Annotated in this window: 17 protein-coding genes and 6 tRNA genes; 16 read left to right on the top strand and 7 right to left on the bottom strand. The window is 63.7% G+C overall.

The annotated features are described in order from the left end of the window. Nucleotides 1-3: 3 nt before the first annotated feature. From C7H85_RS12930 to hemA, 4 genes are read right to left on the bottom strand one after another with little or no spacing between them, the layout of a single operon-like run. On the bottom strand, nucleotides 4-810 hold the full coding sequence (locus C7H85_RS12930) for a SirB1 family protein (RefSeq protein WP_106730114.1): 807 nt from the start codon (nucleotides 808-810) through the stop codon (nucleotides 4-6). Further along, nucleotides 788-1,645, bottom strand: coding sequence for a peptide chain release factor N(5)-glutamine methyltransferase (prmC, locus tag C7H85_RS12925; RefSeq protein ID WP_106730113.1), 858 nt, complete (start codon nucleotides 1,643-1,645; stop codon nucleotides 788-790). The genes C7H85_RS12930 and prmC overlap by 23 nt, the downstream gene beginning before the upstream one ends. Beyond that, complete coding sequence (prfA, locus tag C7H85_RS12920; protein ID WP_106730201.1) at nucleotides 1,645-2,730, bottom strand: peptide chain release factor 1; 1,086 nt, start codon at nucleotides 2,728-2,730, stop codon at nucleotides 1,645-1,647. Before prfA ends, prmC begins: the two co-directional genes overlap by 1 nt. 23 nt (nucleotides 2,731-2,753) lie before the next feature. After that, nucleotides 2,754-4,013: a glutamyl-tRNA reductase gene (hemA, locus tag C7H85_RS12915; protein ID WP_168388261.1), complete on the bottom strand. Its 1,260-nt coding sequence runs from the start codon at nucleotides 4,011-4,013 to the stop codon at nucleotides 2,754-2,756. A 121-nt stretch (nucleotides 4,014-4,134) separates the two neighbouring features. On the opposite strand from hemA, the gene lolB reads away from it, so the two are divergent. The 3 genes from lolB (at nucleotide 4,135) to C7H85_RS12900 (ending at nucleotide 6,781) form a co-directional block, all read left to right on the top strand. Then, the gene (gene lolB / locus C7H85_RS12910) at nucleotides 4,135-4,710 is read left to right on the top strand and encodes a lipoprotein insertase outer membrane protein LolB (RefSeq protein ID WP_158260090.1); all 576 of its coding nucleotides are present in this window, start codon (nucleotides 4,135-4,137) and stop codon (nucleotides 4,708-4,710) included. Then, nucleotides 4,707-5,555 (top strand): 4-(cytidine 5'-diphospho)-2-C-methyl-D-erythritol kinase, encoded by an 849-nt coding sequence (ispE, locus tag C7H85_RS12905; protein WP_106730110.1) that lies wholly within the window; start codon nucleotides 4,707-4,709, stop codon nucleotides 5,553-5,555. The genes lolB and ispE overlap by 4 nt, the downstream gene beginning before the upstream one ends. Before the next feature lie 278 nt (nucleotides 5,556-5,833). Then, entirely contained in the window at nucleotides 5,834-6,781 is a 948-nt protein-coding gene (locus tag C7H85_RS12900; RefSeq protein ID WP_146140458.1) for a ribose-phosphate pyrophosphokinase, read from the top strand. Between the two features lie 66 nt (nucleotides 6,782-6,847). On the opposite strand, the gene C7H85_RS12895 is transcribed toward C7H85_RS12900, so the two are convergent. After that, nucleotides 6,848-7,576: a sulfite exporter TauE/SafE family protein gene (locus tag C7H85_RS12895; protein ID WP_106730108.1), complete on the bottom strand. Its 729-nt coding sequence runs from the start codon at nucleotides 7,574-7,576 to the stop codon at nucleotides 6,848-6,850. A gap of 193 nt (nucleotides 7,577-7,769) precedes the next feature. Between C7H85_RS12895 and pth the strand changes: the two genes are divergently transcribed. The 8 genes from pth to C7H85_RS12855 all read left to right on the top strand — a co-directional run bounded on the left by pth (nucleotide 7,770) and on the right by C7H85_RS12855 (nucleotide 10,416). Next, nucleotides 7,770-8,366, top strand: coding sequence for an aminoacyl-tRNA hydrolase (pth, locus tag C7H85_RS12890; protein ID WP_106730107.1), 597 nt, complete (start codon nucleotides 7,770-7,772; stop codon nucleotides 8,364-8,366). An 18-nt stretch (nucleotides 8,367-8,384) separates the two neighbouring features. After that, entirely contained in the window at nucleotides 8,385-9,476 is a 1,092-nt protein-coding gene (gene ychF / locus C7H85_RS12885; RefSeq protein ID WP_106730106.1) for a redox-regulated ATPase YchF, read from the top strand. A gap of 215 nt (nucleotides 9,477-9,691) precedes the next feature. After that, nucleotides 9,692-9,768: transfer RNA gene (locus C7H85_RS12880), tRNA-Met, on the top strand. Between the two features lie 6 nt (nucleotides 9,769-9,774). Next, nucleotides 9,775-9,849: transfer RNA gene (locus C7H85_RS12875), tRNA-Gln, on the top strand. A 123-nt stretch (nucleotides 9,850-9,972) separates the two neighbouring features. Further along, nucleotides 9,973-10,047: transfer RNA gene (locus tag C7H85_RS12870), tRNA-Gln, on the top strand. Nucleotides 10,048-10,164: 117 nt separating this feature from the next. Then, nucleotides 10,165-10,241: transfer RNA gene (locus C7H85_RS12865), tRNA-Met, on the top strand. A gap of 7 nt (nucleotides 10,242-10,248) precedes the next feature. Beyond that, a tRNA-Leu gene (locus tag C7H85_RS12860) sits at nucleotides 10,249-10,333 on the top strand. 8 nt (nucleotides 10,334-10,341) lie between these two features. Further along, nucleotides 10,342-10,416: transfer RNA gene (locus tag C7H85_RS12855), tRNA-Gln, on the top strand. A 144-nt stretch (nucleotides 10,417-10,560) separates the two neighbouring features. On the opposite strand, the gene C7H85_RS12850 is transcribed toward C7H85_RS12855, so the two are convergent. After that, nucleotides 10,561-11,730, bottom strand: coding sequence for an FAD-dependent monooxygenase (locus C7H85_RS12850; RefSeq protein ID WP_106730105.1), 1,170 nt, complete (start codon nucleotides 11,728-11,730; stop codon nucleotides 10,561-10,563). A gap of 162 nt (nucleotides 11,731-11,892) precedes the next feature. Here C7H85_RS12850 and miaB point away from each other — a divergent pair, with 162 nt between their 5' ends. The 5 genes from miaB (at nucleotide 11,893) to lnt (ending at nucleotide 17,316) form a co-directional block, all read left to right on the top strand. Further along, on the top strand, nucleotides 11,893-13,323 hold the full coding sequence (gene miaB, locus C7H85_RS12845; protein ID WP_106730104.1) for a tRNA (N6-isopentenyl adenosine(37)-C2)-methylthiotransferase MiaB: 1,431 nt from the start codon (nucleotides 11,893-11,895) through the stop codon (nucleotides 13,321-13,323). An 80-nt stretch (nucleotides 13,324-13,403) separates the two neighbouring features. Then, complete coding sequence (locus C7H85_RS12840; RefSeq protein ID WP_106730103.1) at nucleotides 13,404-14,435, top strand: PhoH family protein; 1,032 nt, start codon at nucleotides 13,404-13,406, stop codon at nucleotides 14,433-14,435. Beyond that, the gene (gene ybeY, locus C7H85_RS12835) at nucleotides 14,432-14,902 is read left to right on the top strand and encodes an rRNA maturation RNase YbeY (RefSeq protein ID WP_106730102.1); all 471 of its coding nucleotides are present in this window, start codon (nucleotides 14,432-14,434) and stop codon (nucleotides 14,900-14,902) included. Before C7H85_RS12840 ends, ybeY begins: the two co-directional genes overlap by 4 nt. 8 nt (nucleotides 14,903-14,910) lie before the next feature. Next, a complete protein-coding gene (gene corC, locus C7H85_RS12830) occupies nucleotides 14,911-15,792 on the top strand; it encodes a CNNM family magnesium/cobalt transport protein CorC (protein WP_106730101.1) in 882 nt (293 codons plus the stop codon). After that, entirely contained in the window at nucleotides 15,793-17,316 is a 1,524-nt protein-coding gene (gene lnt, locus C7H85_RS12825; protein ID WP_106730100.1) for an apolipoprotein N-acyltransferase, read from the top strand. Nucleotides 17,317-17,323: 7 nt separating this feature from the next. Here lnt and C7H85_RS12820 read toward each other — a convergent pair whose 3' ends face one another. Then, nucleotides 17,324-17,803: a zinc ribbon-containing protein gene (locus C7H85_RS12820; protein WP_106730099.1), complete on the bottom strand. Its 480-nt coding sequence runs from the start codon at nucleotides 17,801-17,803 to the stop codon at nucleotides 17,324-17,326. Between the last annotated feature and the right edge of the window lie 63 nt (nucleotides 17,804-17,866).

Genomic DNA, 17,866 nt, shown 5'->3' with positions numbered 1-17,866 from the left:
CTCCTAGTGGAGGGTTTTGGGACCCAGGTCGAGGGCCGCTATCTGGGCTTTCAGCACGTCGGCCACCGGATCTTCGGGGCAGTGCTGGATGAAGAATTCGAAATCCTCGGCGGCGAGCTGGTCGCAGTCGAGTTGCTCGAACAGAAAACCCCGGTCGCGCCGCTGGTAGGGGCAATCCGGCTTGATTTTCAGCAGCAGCTGGCTGCAGGCCAGCGCCTGGGAAAACTGCTTGTGGCGGATGAACACCGCCTTGGTCACGTTCAGCAGCCGCGCCAGTATGTCCATGGGCTCCGCCGGCTCCAGGTGCTCGGGCTTGAGCCGGGCCAGGTTGCCCCTGGCGCCGCGTAGCAGCTGTTCTATTTCCCGCCGACCGAGGGCCTTGCCGGTAAAAGGGTCGATGATCGACTCCTCTTCCCCGCACCAGAGCCGCACCAGAAAATGGCCGGGGAAACAGATGCCCTCGGCCCGCACCCCGAACCGTTCGCACAGGTGCAGTAACAGGATGCCGAGGCTCACCGGTATGCCCCGGCGCCGTGCCAGCACCCGATCCATCAGGGTGTTGTCCGCCGAAAAGAACCGTTCCCAGTCGCCCGCGACCCCGAGGCGGTGGTACAGCGCCGGCACCAGCTGGCGGGCCGCCACCGTGCCCGCCAGCACCTCGGCCAGCTCCCGCTCCAGGGCAAACAGGCTGAGCCCGGCCTTGTCCCGCGCCGGCGGGCCATAGAGGCTCTCCACCACGTCCAGCGCCAGCGTCATCAGGCTGTGCGGTGCCGCATCGAGCCAGCGATCACTTACCTTGCTCTTCAGCATCTTGCCTCCCGGGCCACTGCCCCAGCGTAATCCGCTCCTGGCCGCCGTAGTCGCGCAGGGTTTCCACCTGTCGATAGCCCCCGGCGGTAAAGTCGTTGCGCACCCCTGCCCCCTGCTGCCAGCCGTGCTCCAGCAGCAACCAGCCGCCGGCCACCAGATGGCGGGGGGCCTCGGCGATCAACTGGCGCAGGTCGGCCATGCCTTGCTGCTCCGCCACCAGGGCCGACACCGGCTCGAAGCGTACATCTCCCGATTGTAAATGAGGATCGGCGGCATCGATATAGGGCGGGTTGGACAGGATCATGTCGAAATGAAGCCCTGCCAGCGGGTCAAACCAACAGCCCTCGCGCACTTCGATGTCGAGCTCCATCCGTTCACTGTTGCGCCGGGCCAGGGCTGCCGCCTGCGGGTTGAATTCCACCGCCAGCACGGTATCGGCGGGGCGTTCGCTCTTCAGCGCCAGGGCGATGGCGCCGGTGCCGGTGCCCAGATCCACCAGGGTGGCGGGCGCGGCCGGCAGCCGGGCCAGGGCCGCCTCCACCATGAGTTCGGTATCGGGCCGGGGGATCAGGGTATCGGGCGAGACCTCGAGTTCCAGCGACCAGAACTCACGCACGCCGGTAAGGTGCGCCACCGGCTCGCCCCGTTGCCGGCGGGCCACCAGGGCGGCCAGTCGGTCGAGCTCGGCCGGGGTCGGTTGATATTCCGGCCAGGCCAGCAGGAAACTGCGCGGCTTGCCCAGCACATGGCACAGCAGCACGTCCGTATCCAGGGCGGGCGATTCGCCTCCCGCCAGTTGCTCGCGCAGCCGTTGGCGCAGCCCGGCCAGGGTCATCAGTGCCCCGCCAGGGCGGCCAGCAGGTCGGCCTGGTGTTCCTGCAGTATCGGCTGGGTCAGCATGTCGAGCTGGCCTTCCAGCACTTCGCTCAGCCGGTACAGGGTCAGGTTGATACGGTGATCCGACACCCGCCCCTGGGGATAATTGTAGGTGCGGATACGATCGGAACGATCGCCGCTGCCGAGCAGGTTGCGGCGGGTGCTTTGCTCCTCGGCCTGGCGTTTGTCCTGCTCCATCTGGGCCAGGCGCGAGGCCAGCACCGCCATCGCCTTGGCCCGGTTCTTGTGCTGGGAGCGCTCGTCCTGGCATTCCACCACCATGCCGGAGGGCAGGTGGGTGATGCGGATGGCGGAGTCGGTCTTGTTGACGTGCTGGCCGCCGGCGCCGGAGGCGCGGAAGGTATCCACTTTCAGATCCGCCGAATTGATCTCGGGGGCCTCGGTCTCGGGGACTTCCGGCAGCACCGCCACCGTACAGGCGGAGGTGTGGATGCGCCCCTGGGATTCGGTCTCGGGCACCCGCTGCACCCGGTGGCCGCCGGACTCGAACTTGAGCCTGCCGTAGGCGCCGGCGCCCTCGATGCGGGCGATGATTTCCTTGAAGCCACCGTGCTCGCCCTCGCTGGCGCTGACGATCTCGATGCGCCAGCGCTGCTGTTCGGCATAGCGGCTGTACATGCGGAACAGGTCGCCGGCGAAGATGGCCGCCTCGTCGCCGCCGGCGCCGGCGCGGATCTCCAGGAAGCAGTTGTTGTCGTCCTTCGGATCCTTCGGCAGCAGCAGGATCTGCAGTTCATGCTCCAGGGATTCGATGGTTTCCCCGGCCGCCTCGATTTCTTCTTCCGCCATCGCCTTTAGTTCGGCGTCGTCTTCCGCCAGCATTTCTTCGGCGCCGGCCAGATCCGCCTGCGCCTGCTGGTAGCGGCGAAAGCAGCCGACCACGTCTTCCAGCTGGGCGTATTCCCGGGTCAGGGCCCGGTACTGTTCCTGGTTGTTGATCACCGAGGCCTCGCCCAGCAGCGCCTGCACCTCTTCATGGCGCTCCTGCAGGCCTTCCAGTTTCTTCAGTATGGATATGTTCATGGGGTTCTCGCCGCTGTGGCTGGTCAACGCTGATCGAGGCCGAGGCTCTGGGCCAGCACGGCCAGGATTTCCTGATCGCCGTCCTTGCCCGCCTGGCTCAGCGCCTGGGTAGGAGTATGAATAAGCTTGTTGGTCAGACGCCGGGCCAGTTGCTGCATTACCCGGGCCGCGTCCTCCCCCTGGGCCAGGGACTGCAGCGCCCGCTCCAGTTCCTGCTGCTGCAGGATATCGGCCTGGGCCCGGTAGTCGCGGATCAGATCCACCGACTTGAGCGAACGGAACCAGCCCATAAACTGGTCCCGCTCCTCCAGGATGATGCGTTCGGCCTGGCCGGCGGCCCGCTTGCGGGCTTCGAGGTTCTGCTCGATGATGCCCTGCAGATCGTCCACCGTATACAGGTAGGCGTCGTTGAGCTCATCCACTTCCGGCTCGATATCCCGTGGCACGGCGATGTCCACCAGCAGTATGGGTTTGCTGCGGCGGGCCTTGAGCGCCCGTTCGACCATGCCCTTGCCGATGATCGGCAGCGGGCTGGCGGTAGAGCTGATCACGATGTCGGCGCGGGGCAGGTAGTCGGGGATCTGCTCCAGGGTCATCACCTGGGCGTCGAACTCCCGGGCCAGGTTCTGGGCCCGCTCCAGGGTACGGTTGGCCACCATCATCTGAGTCACCGACTGTTCTTTCAGGTGGCGCGCCACCAGTTCCACGGTTTCGCCCGCGCCCACCAGCAGCACCCGGGTCCGGCTCAGATCGGAGAAGATACGCTTGGCCAGGCTGACGGCGGCAAAGGCCACCGAGACCGCGCTGGCACCGATGTCGGTTTCGGTGCGCACCCGTTTGGCCACCGAGAACGATTTCTGGAACAGCCGCTCCAGTATGCCCTTGAGCGAGCCCACCTGGTGGGACTGGTTGTAGGCCTGCTTGATCTGGCCCAGGATCTGCGGCTCGCCCAGCACCAGGGAGTCCAGGCCGCAGGCCACCCGCATCAGGTGGCGTACCGCTTCCTCGCCCTGATGCTGATACAGGCAGGAAGTCAGTTCGTCTTCGTCCAGGTGGTGAAACTGTTGCAGCCAGTGCCGGACCGGGTCGCTTTCCCCCTGCTGATCCAGGCAGCAATAGAGTTCGGTGCGGTTGCAGGTAGAGACGATCACCGCCTCCTCCACCCCTTGGGTATGCATCAGCTCGTGCAGGGCCCTGGGCGCCAGATCAGGCCCAAACGCCACCCGCTCGCGCAGGGCGACGGAAGCGGTCTTATGATTGATTCCCAGTACCAGCAGGCTCATGAGGATTTTCTGCGGCTCACAACGTCTTTCAAGTAGCCGGCTATTGTACGAGAAAGGGTAAGCCTTTAAAAGGCGCAACCCTTGCCCTTATACTTGGGCAAAATTCTGTGTGGAGTCGCTCGTGCGCGTTATCTGGCTAACCTTAGTACTGTTGTTGTCGGGCTGCGCCTACCAGGCGCAGCAGGCACCGTCTGGCTCCTGGCAGGCCCAGCGAGCCACCCTGACCCAGTTGCAGGACTGGCAACTGTCGGCCCGGCTCGGCATCATCACCCCCGATGAGCGGGGCAGCCTCAGCCTGTTCTGGCGCCAGGACAGCGACGACTACCGGCTCAACCTCACCAACGTGGTGGGCAAGCGGGTGTTCGACCTGAGCCGCCGCCGGGGCACCATCCAGCTTACCGACAGCGAAGGGCAACGGCATACCGCCGGCAACGCCCGGGATCTGGTGTTCCGGCTGACCGGATGGGATCTGCCGGTGGAGCAGCTGGCCTACTGGATCAAGGGGCTGCCCGGCGAGGCCGATCGGGTGGACTACGACGCCGATGGCCGCCCCAGGACGGTACAGGCCCACGGCTGGCAGCTGACCTACCTGGGCTACACCCGGATCCGCGGGCTCTGGCTGCCCAGCCACCTGAGCCTGACCCATGGCGATACCACCCTGCGCCTGGCCATCAGCCAGTGGGAGTTCGAAGCATGACCCTGACCCTGCCGGCCCCCGCCAAGCTGAACCTGTTCCTCTATATCACCGGCCGGCGGGACGACGGCTACCACAACCTGCAGACCCTGTTCCAGTTCCTGGATTACGGCGACAGCCTGGCGTTCGCACCCGCCCCCGACGGCGAACTCAGGCTCGAACCGAACTTGCCGGGCGTGCCGCCGGAGCAGAACCTGATCATCAGGGCCGCACGCCTGCTGCAGAGCAAGACCGGCTGCACCCGGGGCGCGCGGATCCGGCTCACCAAGCGCCTGCCCATGGGCGGCGGCCTGGGCGGCGGCTCCAGCGACGCCGCCACCACCCTGGTGGCCCTCAACCACCTGTGGCAGTTGGGGCTGAGCCAGAAGCAACTGGCCGAGCTGGGCCTGCAACTGGGTGCCGACGTGCCGGTGTTCGTGCGCGGCCACGCCGCCTTCGCCGAAGGGGTGGGCGAACGCCTGACCCCGGCCACGCCGCCGGAGCCCTGGTACCTGGTGCTCGCGCCCGGCATCGAGGTGGCCACCGCCGCCATCTTCACCGACCCGGAATTGCCCCGGAACAGCCCGGTCCTCAGCCTGGAACAGCGGCTGTCCCTGCCTTGGGAAAACGATTGCGAGGCGCTGGTCAAAAAGCGTCACCCCGAGGTTGCCAAGCTCCTTGGCTGGTTGTTAGAATACGCGCCGTCAAGAATGACGGGCACTGGCGCCTGCGTATTTGCTACTTTTGACAGCCGGGAAGCGGCTGAGCAAGCACTGAACAAAGCCCCTGCCGGGGTCAGCGGTTTTGTCGCCAAAGGCTGCAATACCTCGCCGCTGTTCGGTGCATTACGGCAGATAACGGACAACTGACCCGCCATCGAATACGGCAGTCTGGGCAACGATCGCAAGAAGGTGGGGGTGGGCCCGCTTTCTCCCTTATCCCGAGGGCCCGTTCGTTGCCCGGCGCGACTTGCGGGACGCCCCGGTCATGCACCGGCTCGCCGTCCGGGTTTCCAATCCGGGCTACCTGCAGGACGCGCCCCGATTCAGAATTCTAAAAAAGGGCTGGATAGCAGGTTTTCCTGTGATACGGGTTCACGGCCCCGTCCAGTCTCGCCACCCATGAAGCAACCCCGAGGTTTTCAACCGTGCCCGACATGAAGCTGTTTGCTGGTAATGCAACGCCGGAACTCGCCCAACGTATCGCCGATCGTCTCTTTATCAAACTGAGTGCTGCCGATGTCGGCCGCTTCAGTGACGGCGAAATCAGCGTACAAATCAACGAAAATGTACGTGGCGGCGATGTCTTCATCATCCAGTCCACCTGCGCACCGACCAACGATAACCTGATGGAACTGATCGTGATGGTGGACGCCCTGCGCCGCGCCTCCGCCGGCCGCATTACCGCCGTTATCCCCTACTTTGGCTATGCCCGCCAGGACCGCCGCGTGCGCTCCGCCCGGGTGCCGATCACCGCCAAGGTCGTGGCCGACTTCCTGTCCAGCGTGGGTGTTGACCGGGTACTGACCGTTGACCTGCATGCCGAGCAGATCCAGGGTTTCTTCGATGTACCGGTGGACAACGTGTTCGGCACCCCGGTGCTGCTGGAAGACATGAAGGCCAAGAACCTGGACAACGCCGTGGTGGTCTCCCCGGATATCGGCGGTGTGGTCCGTGCCCGTGCCGTGGCCAAGCTGCTGGATGAAACCGATATCGCCATCATCGACAAGCGCCGTCCGCGCGCCAACGTATCCCAGGTGATGCACCTGATCGGTGACGTGGAAGGTCGTGACTGCGTGATCGTCGACGACATGATCGACACCGGCGGCACCCTGTGCAAGGCCGCCGAAGCGCTGAAGAACCACGGTGCCAAGCGGGTGTTCGCTTACGCCACCCACGCCGTGTTCTCCGGCAATGCTGCCCAGAACATCAAGGACTCGATGATCGACGAAGTCATTATCACCGACTCCGTTCCGCTGAGCGCGGAGATCGAAGCCCTGGCCAAGGTCAAGCAACTGTCCCTGTCCGGCATGCTGGCCGAAGCCATTCGCCGCATCAGCAACGAAGAATCCATCTCCGCCATGTTCGAGCATTGATAGCTGGACGCTGGAAGTCAAAAAGCCCGCGCGTTCGCGGGCTTTTTTGTGTGCGGGATGCGGGATTTACCAATAAAAGCGCACAAAGTAATAACCACTCAGGCCAATGCCGAACGCCACTATGCTCCAGGCCAGCAGCCGGGGCCGGATCCACACCAGCAACCGGGCGCCCAGCTTGCCGCCGACCAGATACCCCAGCGCCAGCGCCAGGCAGGCCGGCCAGTGCACCAGCCCCGACAGGGAATACACCAGTATGGTGGCGCCGCTGGCCAGCATCGACAGATAGAGCTTGATGGCATGCTGTTGCAGGTTGGAGCCCATCCGCAACTGGCCGGTCAGCGCCATCAGCAGGACCCCCAGGCCGCCGCCGAAAAAGCCGCCGTAGAAGGCGCCGCCCAGCAACAGCGGCCAGGCCCGGCGTTTCATGCCGAGCGGCCCTTCGAAGCCGGCGCGGCTCAGCAGCTGACGGGCGTAGAGCAGGCTCACCGTCAGCAGCAGCCAGGGCACCAGGTAGTTGAAGCTGTCGGCATGGAACTGCACCAGCATCAACGCACCCAGGCCGCCCCCGGCCAGGCCGATGGCGGTCAGTGCCAGCCAGGGCCCGCTGCCGAGCTGGCGGCGGATACCCCAGAAGGCGCTGGCGTAGCCGGGCCAGGAGGCCACGCTGGCGGTGGCTACGGCGCCGGTGCTGGGTACCCCCGTAGCCAGCAGCGCCGGCAGGGTCAGGAACAGGCCGCCACCGGCCAGGGCATTGAGCACCCCGGCGAGCAGGGCCCAGCCGAGCAGTTCGTACATAAGAAGCATCCTGTGACAGGCATCCGTGCAGCAATGAAACGGGCAATGAAGCCCCGGAGAGTGCAAACGATCTTAAACGTGATCGTACACAATGTTGGCTATATTACCGATTCTGGCGGATCAAGTCACCGAGGTGGCCATTATTGCCGCTCTTCATTAGAATATGGCGTCATTTTAACGGCCGACTCAGCATATGAATCCTATCGAACTGATCGTCGGGCTCGGTAACCCGGGCCCGGAATACGCCCATACCCGCCACAACGCCGGCGCCTGGTATGTGGCCGAACTGGCCCGGCTGCACGGCGGCCAGCTGAAGGAAGAAGCCAAGTTCTTCGGCTGGACCGGCCGGGTACGCATCCATGGCCGTGACGTACGGCTGCTGATCCCGGCCACCTTCATGAACCGCTCGGGCAAGGCGGTGGCGGCCATGGCCAACTTCTACCAGATCCCGCCCGAGGCGATACTGGTGGCCCACGACGAGCTGGATCTGCCCCCGGGCGCCGCCCGCTTCAAGCAGGGCGGTGGCCACGGCGGCCACAACGGGCTGAAGGACATCATCAGCAGCCTCGGCAACAGCAAGGATTTTTACCGGCTGCGGCTCGGCATCGGCCATCCGGGGCACAAGTCCCAGGTCGCCGGCTTCGTGCTCACCAAGGCGCCGGCTCCCGAGCAGAGCCTGCTCGAGGCCACGGTGGACGAGGCCGCCCGCGCCACCGATATTTTATTCAACGACGGCATGACCAGGGCGATGAACCGCCTGCATGCCTTTAACGCCGATTCCACCAAGTAAAATTTCAGGACACTGATTATGGGTTTTAAATGCGGTATCGTGGGCCTGCCCAATGTGGGTAAGTCCACCCTGTTCAACGCGCTGACCAAGGCGGGCATCGAAGCCGCCAACTTCCCCTTCTGCACCATAGAGCCGAATACCGGCGTGGTGCCGGTGCCGGATCCGCGCCTCGATGCCCTGGCCGAGATCGTCAAGCCCCAGCGCATCCTGCCCACCACCATGGAATTCGTGGACATCGCCGGCCTGGTGGCGGGCGCCTCCAAGGGTGAAGGCCTGGGCAACAAGTTCCTGGCCAACATCCGCGAGACCGACGCCATCGGCCATGTGGTGCGCTGCTTCGACAACGACAACATCGTGCACGTGGCCGGCCAGGTATCGCCCAGGGACGATATCGAAATCATCAATACCGAACTGGCGCTGGCGGATCTGGACACCTGTGAGCGGGCCATGCAGCGCAACGCCAAGAAGGCCAAGGGCGGCGACAAGGACGCCAAGTTCGAGATGACGGTGCTGGAAAAGCTGCTGCCCGCCCTGGAGCAGGCCCGGGTACTGCGCAGCGTAGAACTCACCAAGGAAGAAAAGGCGGCCATCGACTACCTGAACTTCCTCACCATCAAGCCGACCATGTACATCGCCAACGTCAATGACGACGGCTTCGAGAACAACCCCTACCTGGCCCAGGTGGAGGAAATCGCCGCCTCCGAAAACGCCATCGTAGTGCCGGTGTGCGCCGCCATGGAGTCGGAAATCGCCGAGCTGGACGCGGAAGAAGCCGCCGAGTTCATGGCCGACCTGGGCCTGGAAGAGCCGGGCCTGAACCGGGTGATCCGCGGCGGCTACCAGTTGCTGAACCTGCAGACCTACTTCACCGCCGGGGTGAAGGAAGTGCGCGCCTGGACCATCCCCGTGGGCGCCACCGCGCCCCAGGCGGCGGGCAAGATCCACACCGACTTCGAGAAAGGCTTTATCCGCGCCCAGACCATTGCCTTTGACGACTACATCACCTACAAGGGTGAGCAGGGCGCCAAGGAAGCGGGCAAGATGCGTTCCGAGGGCAAGGACTATATCGTCAAGGACGGCGACGTGATGAACTTCCTGTTCAACGTCTGAGCCGACTTTCTCTGTTGCAAAAGGCCGGGGACTTCCCCGGCCTGTTGTTTTTCGGGCAAAAAACCGGCCGCCCTGGCTACCCCGGCGCCACCATGCCTAGTTTCTGGCCAAACGGTTGAGCCCGAGCTGTTTTTCGGGAAAAAACGGTTGACGCTCCCGAGCCGGATACGCATAATGCGCCCCGTCCGGTGACGAGCAGTCATCGACAGCGAAGTGGCTATGTAGCTCAGTTGGTTAGAGCACATCACTCATAATGATGGGGTCGCAGGTTCGAATCCCGCCATAGCCACCACTCTGCTGGGGTATCGCCAAGCGGTAAGGCAGCGGGTTTTGATCCCGCCATTCCCAGGTTCGAATCCTGGTACCCCAGCCATTTTTCTGTAAAGCTGGTCAAACAGCGGGTTTTGCTCCCGGCCTCAGTGCCCAGGTCCAAACTCGGTAGCCAGCACTTTTCAAAGTGGATGGCAATTGTGCTATAACTGCCAACCACTACTGTTGGGGTATCGCCAAGCGGTAAGGCAGCGGGTTTTGATCCCGCCATTCCCAGGTTCGAATCCTGGTACCCCAGCCATATTTCTGCAAAGCTGGTTGAGCAGCGAGTTTTTGATCCCGGCCTCAGTGCCCAGGTTCGGAACTCGGTATCCCAGCCATTTTTAAGAAAACCATTGAGGCGACTCAATGCTTATGTGGCTATGTAGCTCAGTTGGTTAGAGCACATCACTCATAATGATGGGGTCGCAGGTTCGAATCCCGCCATAGCCACCACTCTTTTGCGGGAGTGGCGAAATTGGTAGACGCACCAGATTTAGGTTCTGGCGCCGCAAGGTGTGCGAGTTCAAGTCTCGCCTCCCGCACCATTAAAAATTGGGGTATCGCCAAGCGGTAAGGCAGCGGGTTTTGATCCCGCCATTCCCAGGTTCGAATCCTGGTACCCCAGCCATTTAAGAAGCAAAAACCAGCCCATTGGCTGGTTTTTTGCTTTCTGGGATTAGGGATTAGGGATTAGGGATTAGGGATTAGGGATTAGGGATTAGGGATTAGGGAATCGTACCAGTCCCTATTCCCCAATCCCAAGTCCCTGAAGTCACAGCCCCATGGCGTATTTCATTACCCGGTTTTTCAGCGGGCCGCTGTGGTGGGCGGCCTTCAGCCCCAGGTTGCGCAGCAGCTTGAACGGCAGCAGGTCGTTGCTGAACGTCTGGTAGAACAGATCCATCGCCCCCTGCATCAACAGGTTGTCGGGCCGGCGCCGGCCCTGGTAACGCTCGAGCAGCGCGGCCGAGGCCACCTCCTCGCCGCCTTCCACCGCCTGGTGCATCAGCTCGCTCAGGCAAGCCACGTCCTTGAAACCGAGGTTCACCCCCTGCCCCGCCAGCGGGTTGATGGTATGGGCCGCATCCCCCAGCAGCACCACGGCACCTTTCACATACTGGTTGGCGTGCCGGCGGCGCAGCGGAAAATGGCCCTTGTCCAACACCCTGAAGGCGCCCAGCCGGGCCGGAAAATGCGCTGCTACCCGCTCTGCCAGGGCATCGTTATCCAGTCCGGCCAGCTCCCTGATCCGCGCCTTCTGGTCATACCATACCAGCGAGCCCTGATGCCGGCCCAGGGGCAGAAAGGCCCGGGGACCGCTGGGGCAGAACTGTTGCCAGGTGGTATCGGCCTCCAGCGATTCGCCTTCGATGCCGATCAGCATGCAGTGCTGGGCATAGTCCCAGGCGGTAACGCCGATGCCCGCAAACTGGCGGGTGCGCGACTCGGCCCCGTCGCAGGCCAGCACCAGCCTGGCCTGTAGCCGTTGGCCGTCCTCCAGTGCCAGTTCGACGCCGTCTTCATTTCGGGTGAGCCCGGCCAGGCCATTGGGGCAATCGAGCATCACATTGCGCCATTGGGCCAGCGCCTGCCACAGCCCGAGTTGGATCACCCGGTTTTCCACCATAAAGCCGAGGTGGTCGCAATCCAGCTCCCGGGCCTCGAAGCGGGTGCCGAAGCCCTGCCATTCACTCGCTTCCAGGGCGCGGTAGGGCCAAGCCCGCATGGCGACAATGGCGTCCCAGGCCCCGGCTTGCTGCAGCAGCCGTACCGAGGCGGCGCTGATGGCGGACACCCGCAGGTCAAATGCCTGCCCGGATTCGAAGGTGGCGGGCGCCCTGGCTTCGATGACCCGGATGCGCAGCCCGGCAGGCGCCAGCAGCGCCGCCGCCAGGGCACCGACCATACCGCCGCCAATGATGGCGACATCACAGTGTTCCATTGTCCAACCTCCGGATTTTTCGGCCATTCTACCCCATTTAACCGGCGATTTCGGCGAGAATCTGGCCCCGGGCGCACTGGATATTATCTGGTCACTGCCGGGAGAAAAGAGTAGAATGCCCGGTCCTGAACGCATGTCCCTTGCCGTAATTCAAAGAGTGCCATGAGCAAAAAACTTCATATCAAAACCTGGGGCTGTCAGATGAACGAATACGATTCATCCAAGATGGCCGATCTGCTGGACGCCACCCACGGCTACCAGCTCACCGAGGAAGCGGAGCAGGCCGACGTGCTGCTGCTCAACACCTGCTCGATCCGCGAAAAGGCGCAGGAGAAGGTGTTCCACCAGCTGGGCCGCTGGCGCCCGCTGAAGGAGGCCAACCCCGGGCTGGTGATCGGGGTCGGCGGCTGTGTCGCCTCCCAGGAAGGTGATGCCATTCGCGCCCGCGCGCCCTTCGTGGACATCGTGTTCGGCCCGCAGACCCTGCACCGGCTGCCGGCGATGATCAAGTCCGTGCTCGAAGGCAACGGCGCCCAGGTGGACGTGGCCTTTCCCGAAATCGAGAAATTTGACAACCTGCCCGAGCCCAGGGCCGAAGGCGCCACCGCCTTCGTGTCCATCATGGAAGGCTGTTCCAAGTACTGCTCCTTCTGCGTGGTGCCCTACACCCGAGGCGAGGAGGTGAGCCGGCCGCTGGACGACGTGCTCTATGAAATCGCCCAGCTCGCCGAGCAGGGCGTGCGCGAGGTCAATTTGCTGGGCCAGAACGTCAACGCCTACCGGGGCGAAACCCATGACGGCGACATCTGCAGCTTCGCCGAACTGCTGCGGCTGGTGGCGGCCATCGACGGCATCGACCGCATCCGCTACACCACCAGCCACCCCATCGAGTTCACCGACGACATCATCGAGGTGTACAAGGACACCCCCGAGGTGGTCAGCTTCCTGCACCTGCCGGTACAGAGCGGCTCGGATCGCATCCTCACCCTGATGAAACGGCCGCACACCGCGCTGGAATACAAGTCCAAGATCCGTCGGCTGCGCGCGGCCCGGCCCGACATCACCATCAGCTCTGACTTTATCGTGGGCTTCCCCGGCGAGGACGCCGACGACTTCGAGAAAACCATGAAACTCATCGAGGAGCTGGGCTTCGACATGAGCTTCAGCTTCATCTTCAGCCCCCGCCCCGGCACCCCGGCCGCCGACCTGCCCGATGACGTGCCGATGGACGAGAAAAAGGAGCGGCTGTACCGGTTGCAGAATGTGATCAATAACCAGGCCCAGCAGATCAGCCGGCAGATGCTGGGCTCTACCCAGCGCATCCTGGTGGAAGGCCCCTCCAAGCTCAACCCCATGGAGCTGCGTGGCCGTACCGAAAACAACAGGGTGGTCAACTTCGAAGGCCCTCATAGCCTTATCGGCGGCTTCGCCGACGTGGAAATTACCGAAGTGATGCCCCACAGCCTGCGTGGCAAGTTCCTGCGTGGCGAGGCCGAGATGGACCTGCGGGTACAGGTCTCGCCCCGGAGCATCCTGGCCCGCCGCCCGGACGGGGTGGCCGACGAGGTCGGCGTGGCGACTTTTACCCCCTAAAATGCAGGGACTCGGGATTGGGGAATAGGGACTGGATGTCCTAATCCCCAGTCCCTATTCCCCGATATTCAGGAGTTACCTTGACAGCAAACGTCAACAATCTGGAACTTGAACTGCAGCCTGCCGATGGCCAGCGTCTGGCCAGCCTGTGCGGGCCTTTCGATGACAATATCAAACAGCTGGAGCGGCGACTGGGGGTGGAGATCAACTACCACAACCAGCATTTCCAGGTGGTGGGCCCGGCCGCCATGGTCAAGGTGACCGGCGAACTGCTGCGGCGGCTGTACGTGGAAACCCAGGCGGTGCGCGGCCAGTCGGTCCCCGACATCACTCCCGAACAGGTCCATCTCGCCATCAAGGAGAGCCGGGTGCTGGAGCAGGGGGAAGCGGCGGACAACGGCTACCAGTACGGCAAGGAAGTGACCATCAAGACCAAGCGCGGCCTGATCAAGCCGCGCACCCCCAACCAGGCCCAGTACGTGGCCCACATCCTGAGCCACGACATCACCTTCGGCATCGGTCCGGCCGGCACCGGCAAGACCTACCTGGCGGTGGCGGCGGCGGTGGATGCCCTGGAGCGCCAGGAAATCCGCCGCATCCTGCTGACCCGGCCGGCGGTGGAAGCGGGCGAGAAGCTCGGCTTCCTGCCCGGGGATCTGAGCCAGAAGGTCGACCCCTACCTGCGCCCCCTGTACGACGCCCTGTTCGAGATGCTGGGCTTCGAACGGGTGGAGAAGCTGATCGAGCGCAACGTCATCGAAGTGGCACCACTGGCCTACATGCGCGGCCGTACCCTGAACGACGCCTTTATCATCCTGGATGAAAGCCAGAACACCACGGTGGAGCAGATGAAGATGTTCCTGACCCGCATCGGCTTCAACTCCAAGGCGGTGATCACCGGCGACATCACCCAGATCGATCTGCCGCGCAACGCCAAGTCCGGCCTGCGCCACGCCATCGAGGTACTGGGCGAGGTGGAAGGGCTGTCGTTCAATTTCTTCCGCGCCGAAGACGTGGTGCGCCACCCGGTGGTGGCCCGCATCGTGCGCGCCTATGAAGCCTTCGACGAACAGCAGAAACGCGAACGTCATCCCGATGAGAGCAAATCATGACCCTGTGGCTGGATCTGCAGACAGCCTGTGACGAGGCCCCCGGCCTGCCGGACGAGCAGGAGTTCGAACGCTGGCTGGCCGCCACCCTCGCCGGTGAGCGCATTGATGCCGAAGTCACGGTGCGGTTGGTGGACGAGGCGGAAAGCCGGGCGCTCAACCGCGACTATCGCGGCCGCGACTATGCCACCAATGTGCTGTCCTTTCCGTTCGAGGCGCCGCCCGGGGTGGCGCTGCCGCTGCTCGGCGATCTGGTGGTCTGCCGCCAGGTGGTGGAGCGGGAAGCCGCGGAGCAGCACAAGCCGTTAAAGGCCCACTGGGCGCACATGATAGTGCACGGCTGCTTGCATTTACTCGGTTTTGACCATATTAAGGATGACGAAGCCGAGATAATGGAATCCAGAGAGATAGCGATACTGGCCGGATTGGGCATCGCTAACCCTTACCAAGACGATGAAGAGGAAGGTTGAACAGGTCCATGAGCGACGACAATTCGAACTCAGAAAACGGTTCGTCCAGCAAGAAAAACTGGCTTGAGCGACTTGGCCAGCTTTTTCAGGGCGAACCGAAGAGCCGTGAAGAACTGGTAGAAGTCATTATGGACGCGGGTGATCGCGATCTCATCGACCAGGACACCAAGGACATGATCGAAGGGGTGCTGGAGGTGAGCGAGCTCAGGGTACGGGACATCATGATCCCCCGCTCGCAGATGGTCACGGTGGAGAAGTCCCAGCCGGTGTCGGCGTTCCTGCCGATGATCATCGAGTCCACCCACTCCCGCTTCCCGGTGGTCAACGAAGACAAGGACCACATCGAAGGCATACTGCTGGCCAAGGATCTGCTGCAATACGGCTTCAGTCTGACCGAAGAGCCCTTCGCCATCGAAAAAGTGCTACGTCCCGCCGTGGTGGTACCCGAGAGCAAGCGGCTCGACAAGCTGCTCAAGGAATTCCGTGAAGAGCGCTATCACATGGCCATCGTGGTCGACGAGTTCGGCGGCGTGTCCGGCCTGGTCACCATCGAGGACATCCTCGAACTGATTGTCGGCGATATCGAAGATGAATACGACGCCGAGGAAAGCGCCGAAATCCGCCAGATCAGCAAGCGAGTCTTCGCGGTGGCGGCGCTCACCGACATCGAGGACTTCAACGAGTTCTTCCATACCGATTTCAGCGACGAAGAAGCCGACACCGTCGGCGGCATGGTGATGCACGCCTTCGGCCACCTGCCCGGCAAGGGAGAGCAGGTCGAGATCGACGGCTTTATCTTCAAGGTGGCCCACGCGGATCGTCGACGCTTGCTGCAGTTACAGGTTAAGATACCCGACAATCAGGAAACCTCCTCGTCGGAACCAGTATAAGTGCGCCATTATCTGCCATCACTCGGGGCCCTGCTTAGCGGGGCCCTCGGTGTTTTCGCCTTCAGTCCGTTCGATTACTGGCCGCTGGCGCTGGTGTCGCTGTTCGGGCTCTTTGCCGCCACCCAGCACGTCTCCCCGGCCCTCGCCGCCAAACGGGGCTTCGCCTGGGCCATGGGCCTGTTTCTGCCGGGACTGTGGTGGATCCATGTCAGCATGACCCTGTTCGGCGGCCTGCCGCTGCCGGCCGCCTTCTTCCTGGTCGCCCTGCTCGCCGCCTACCTCAGTCTCTATACCGCCGCCGCGCTCTGGCTCGCGCAACGACTGGTGCCCTCCCCGGTGCTGCGCGCCCTGCTGGCGCTGCCGGCCCTGCTGGTGCTGGCGGACTGGCTGCGTGGCTGGGTGATGACCGGCTTTCCCTGGCTGTGGTTCGGCTACAGCCAGTTGGAAGGCCCCCTGGCCGGGTTGGCGCCGGTGCTGGGGGTACAGGGCATCAGTTGGCTGCTGCTGTTTTCCGCCGGCGCGCTCTGGCTGCTGGTTCGGCGCCGTCCGGCCTGGTGGCCCGGCCTGGCGGCACTGGCGCTGTGGCTCGCCGCTTTCGGCGTCGGCTTCGTCCAGTGGGTCAGTCCGACCCAGAGCAGCCGCTTCGCCCTGGTGCAGGGCAATATCGAACAGTCGCTGAAATGGATACCGGGCCAGCTCGAGCTCAGCCTGGAGCGCCATATCGGCCTGACCCTGCCGGAGCAGCAGGCGGACGTGGTGATCTGGCCCGAGTCGGCCCTGCCGTCTTCCGAGCAGCACCTGGCGCCCTGGCTGGCCGAGGTGGACCAGTTGATGCGGGAGCGGGGCCAGAGCCTGCTCACCGGCATCGTCTCCCGCCCGGCCGAGGGTGAGGTCTACAACGCGGTGATCGGTCTGGGCAGCGGCGCCTACGCGGACGGCCACGACAACCGCTATTACAAGCAGCAGCTGGTGCCCATCGGCGAATTCGTGCCCTTCGGCAGCCTGCTGCGCCCGCTGGCGCCCTTCTTCAACCTGCCGATGTCATCCTTCTCCCGGGGCGGGGCAGGCCAGCCGGATCTGGATGCCGCCGGCCGCCATTTCAGCGTGGCCATCTGCTACGAGGTCGCCTTTCCCGGACTGGTGCGGGAGAACATGAAGCCGGACACCGACTATCTGCTGACCGTCTCCAACGACACCTGGTTCGGCCAGTCCATCGGCCCCTGGCAGCATCAGCAGATCGCCCGCATGCGCGCCCTGGAGCTGGGCCGGCCGCTGATCCGCGCCACCAACAACGGCATCACCCTGGTCACCGACGAGAAGGGGCGCATCACCGCCAGCCTGCCCCAGTTCGAGCAGGGCGTGCTGCGCGCCGAGGTCACCGGCATGACCGGGCTCACGCCCTACGCCCGCTTCGGCAGCGCGCCCCTGGTCGCCTGGCTGGCCCTCAGCCTGCTGCTGGCGGCCCTGGGATGCCGGCGGCATGAAAACGCCTGGAGCCTGGAGAAGAAGAGCCTGTTCAAATAGCGGCCGCTCAGGGCCGCAGCGGCCGGCGGATAAAGGTGTCGTGGCCGCACTCCAGGCAGGTGGAGAGCACCTCGGGGTGACTGATTTCATGACGGTGGGCACAGAGGGCACAATCGTACAACCCGGGGCCCACCACTTCCCCGGCCCGGTATTCGCCGTGGTGGTCGAGATCCTGGGTGAACTCCTGCCACTCCAGCCGGCTCTTGTCGGTGGCGCCGGCCAGCCAGCCCCACACGGTTTCACTGATGCGCCGGTAGAACAGGCTGTCCCGGAACGCCTCGCCGCTGTATTCGGCCAGATCCCGCTTCACATACTCGGCGATCAGCGCCAGTTCGTCGCGGGTCAGATCCCCGGCCGCCTCCATATAGGCCTGGGTCTTTTCCACCATCTCCTTGATGGTGGTGTTTTCGGCCATCTCCCATTGCCGCCGCAGCTCCTCCACAAAGGCTTCATAGCCTTTTTTATGCTTATCCTCTTTCTCGCTCATGGCACTTTCCTCTGTTGGGCCGGGGAGGGACGGCTATTGTTGCTTGATCCCCCCTGGGGTATT

The sequence above is a fragment of the Zobellella endophytica genome, from assembly GCF_003012775.1.
GTDB lineage: Bacteria > Pseudomonadota > Gammaproteobacteria > Enterobacterales > Aeromonadaceae > Oceanimonas > Oceanimonas endophytica.
Note: the sequence above shows the minus strand (reverse complement) of the source record. Positions and strands in the feature narration are given on the sequence as shown.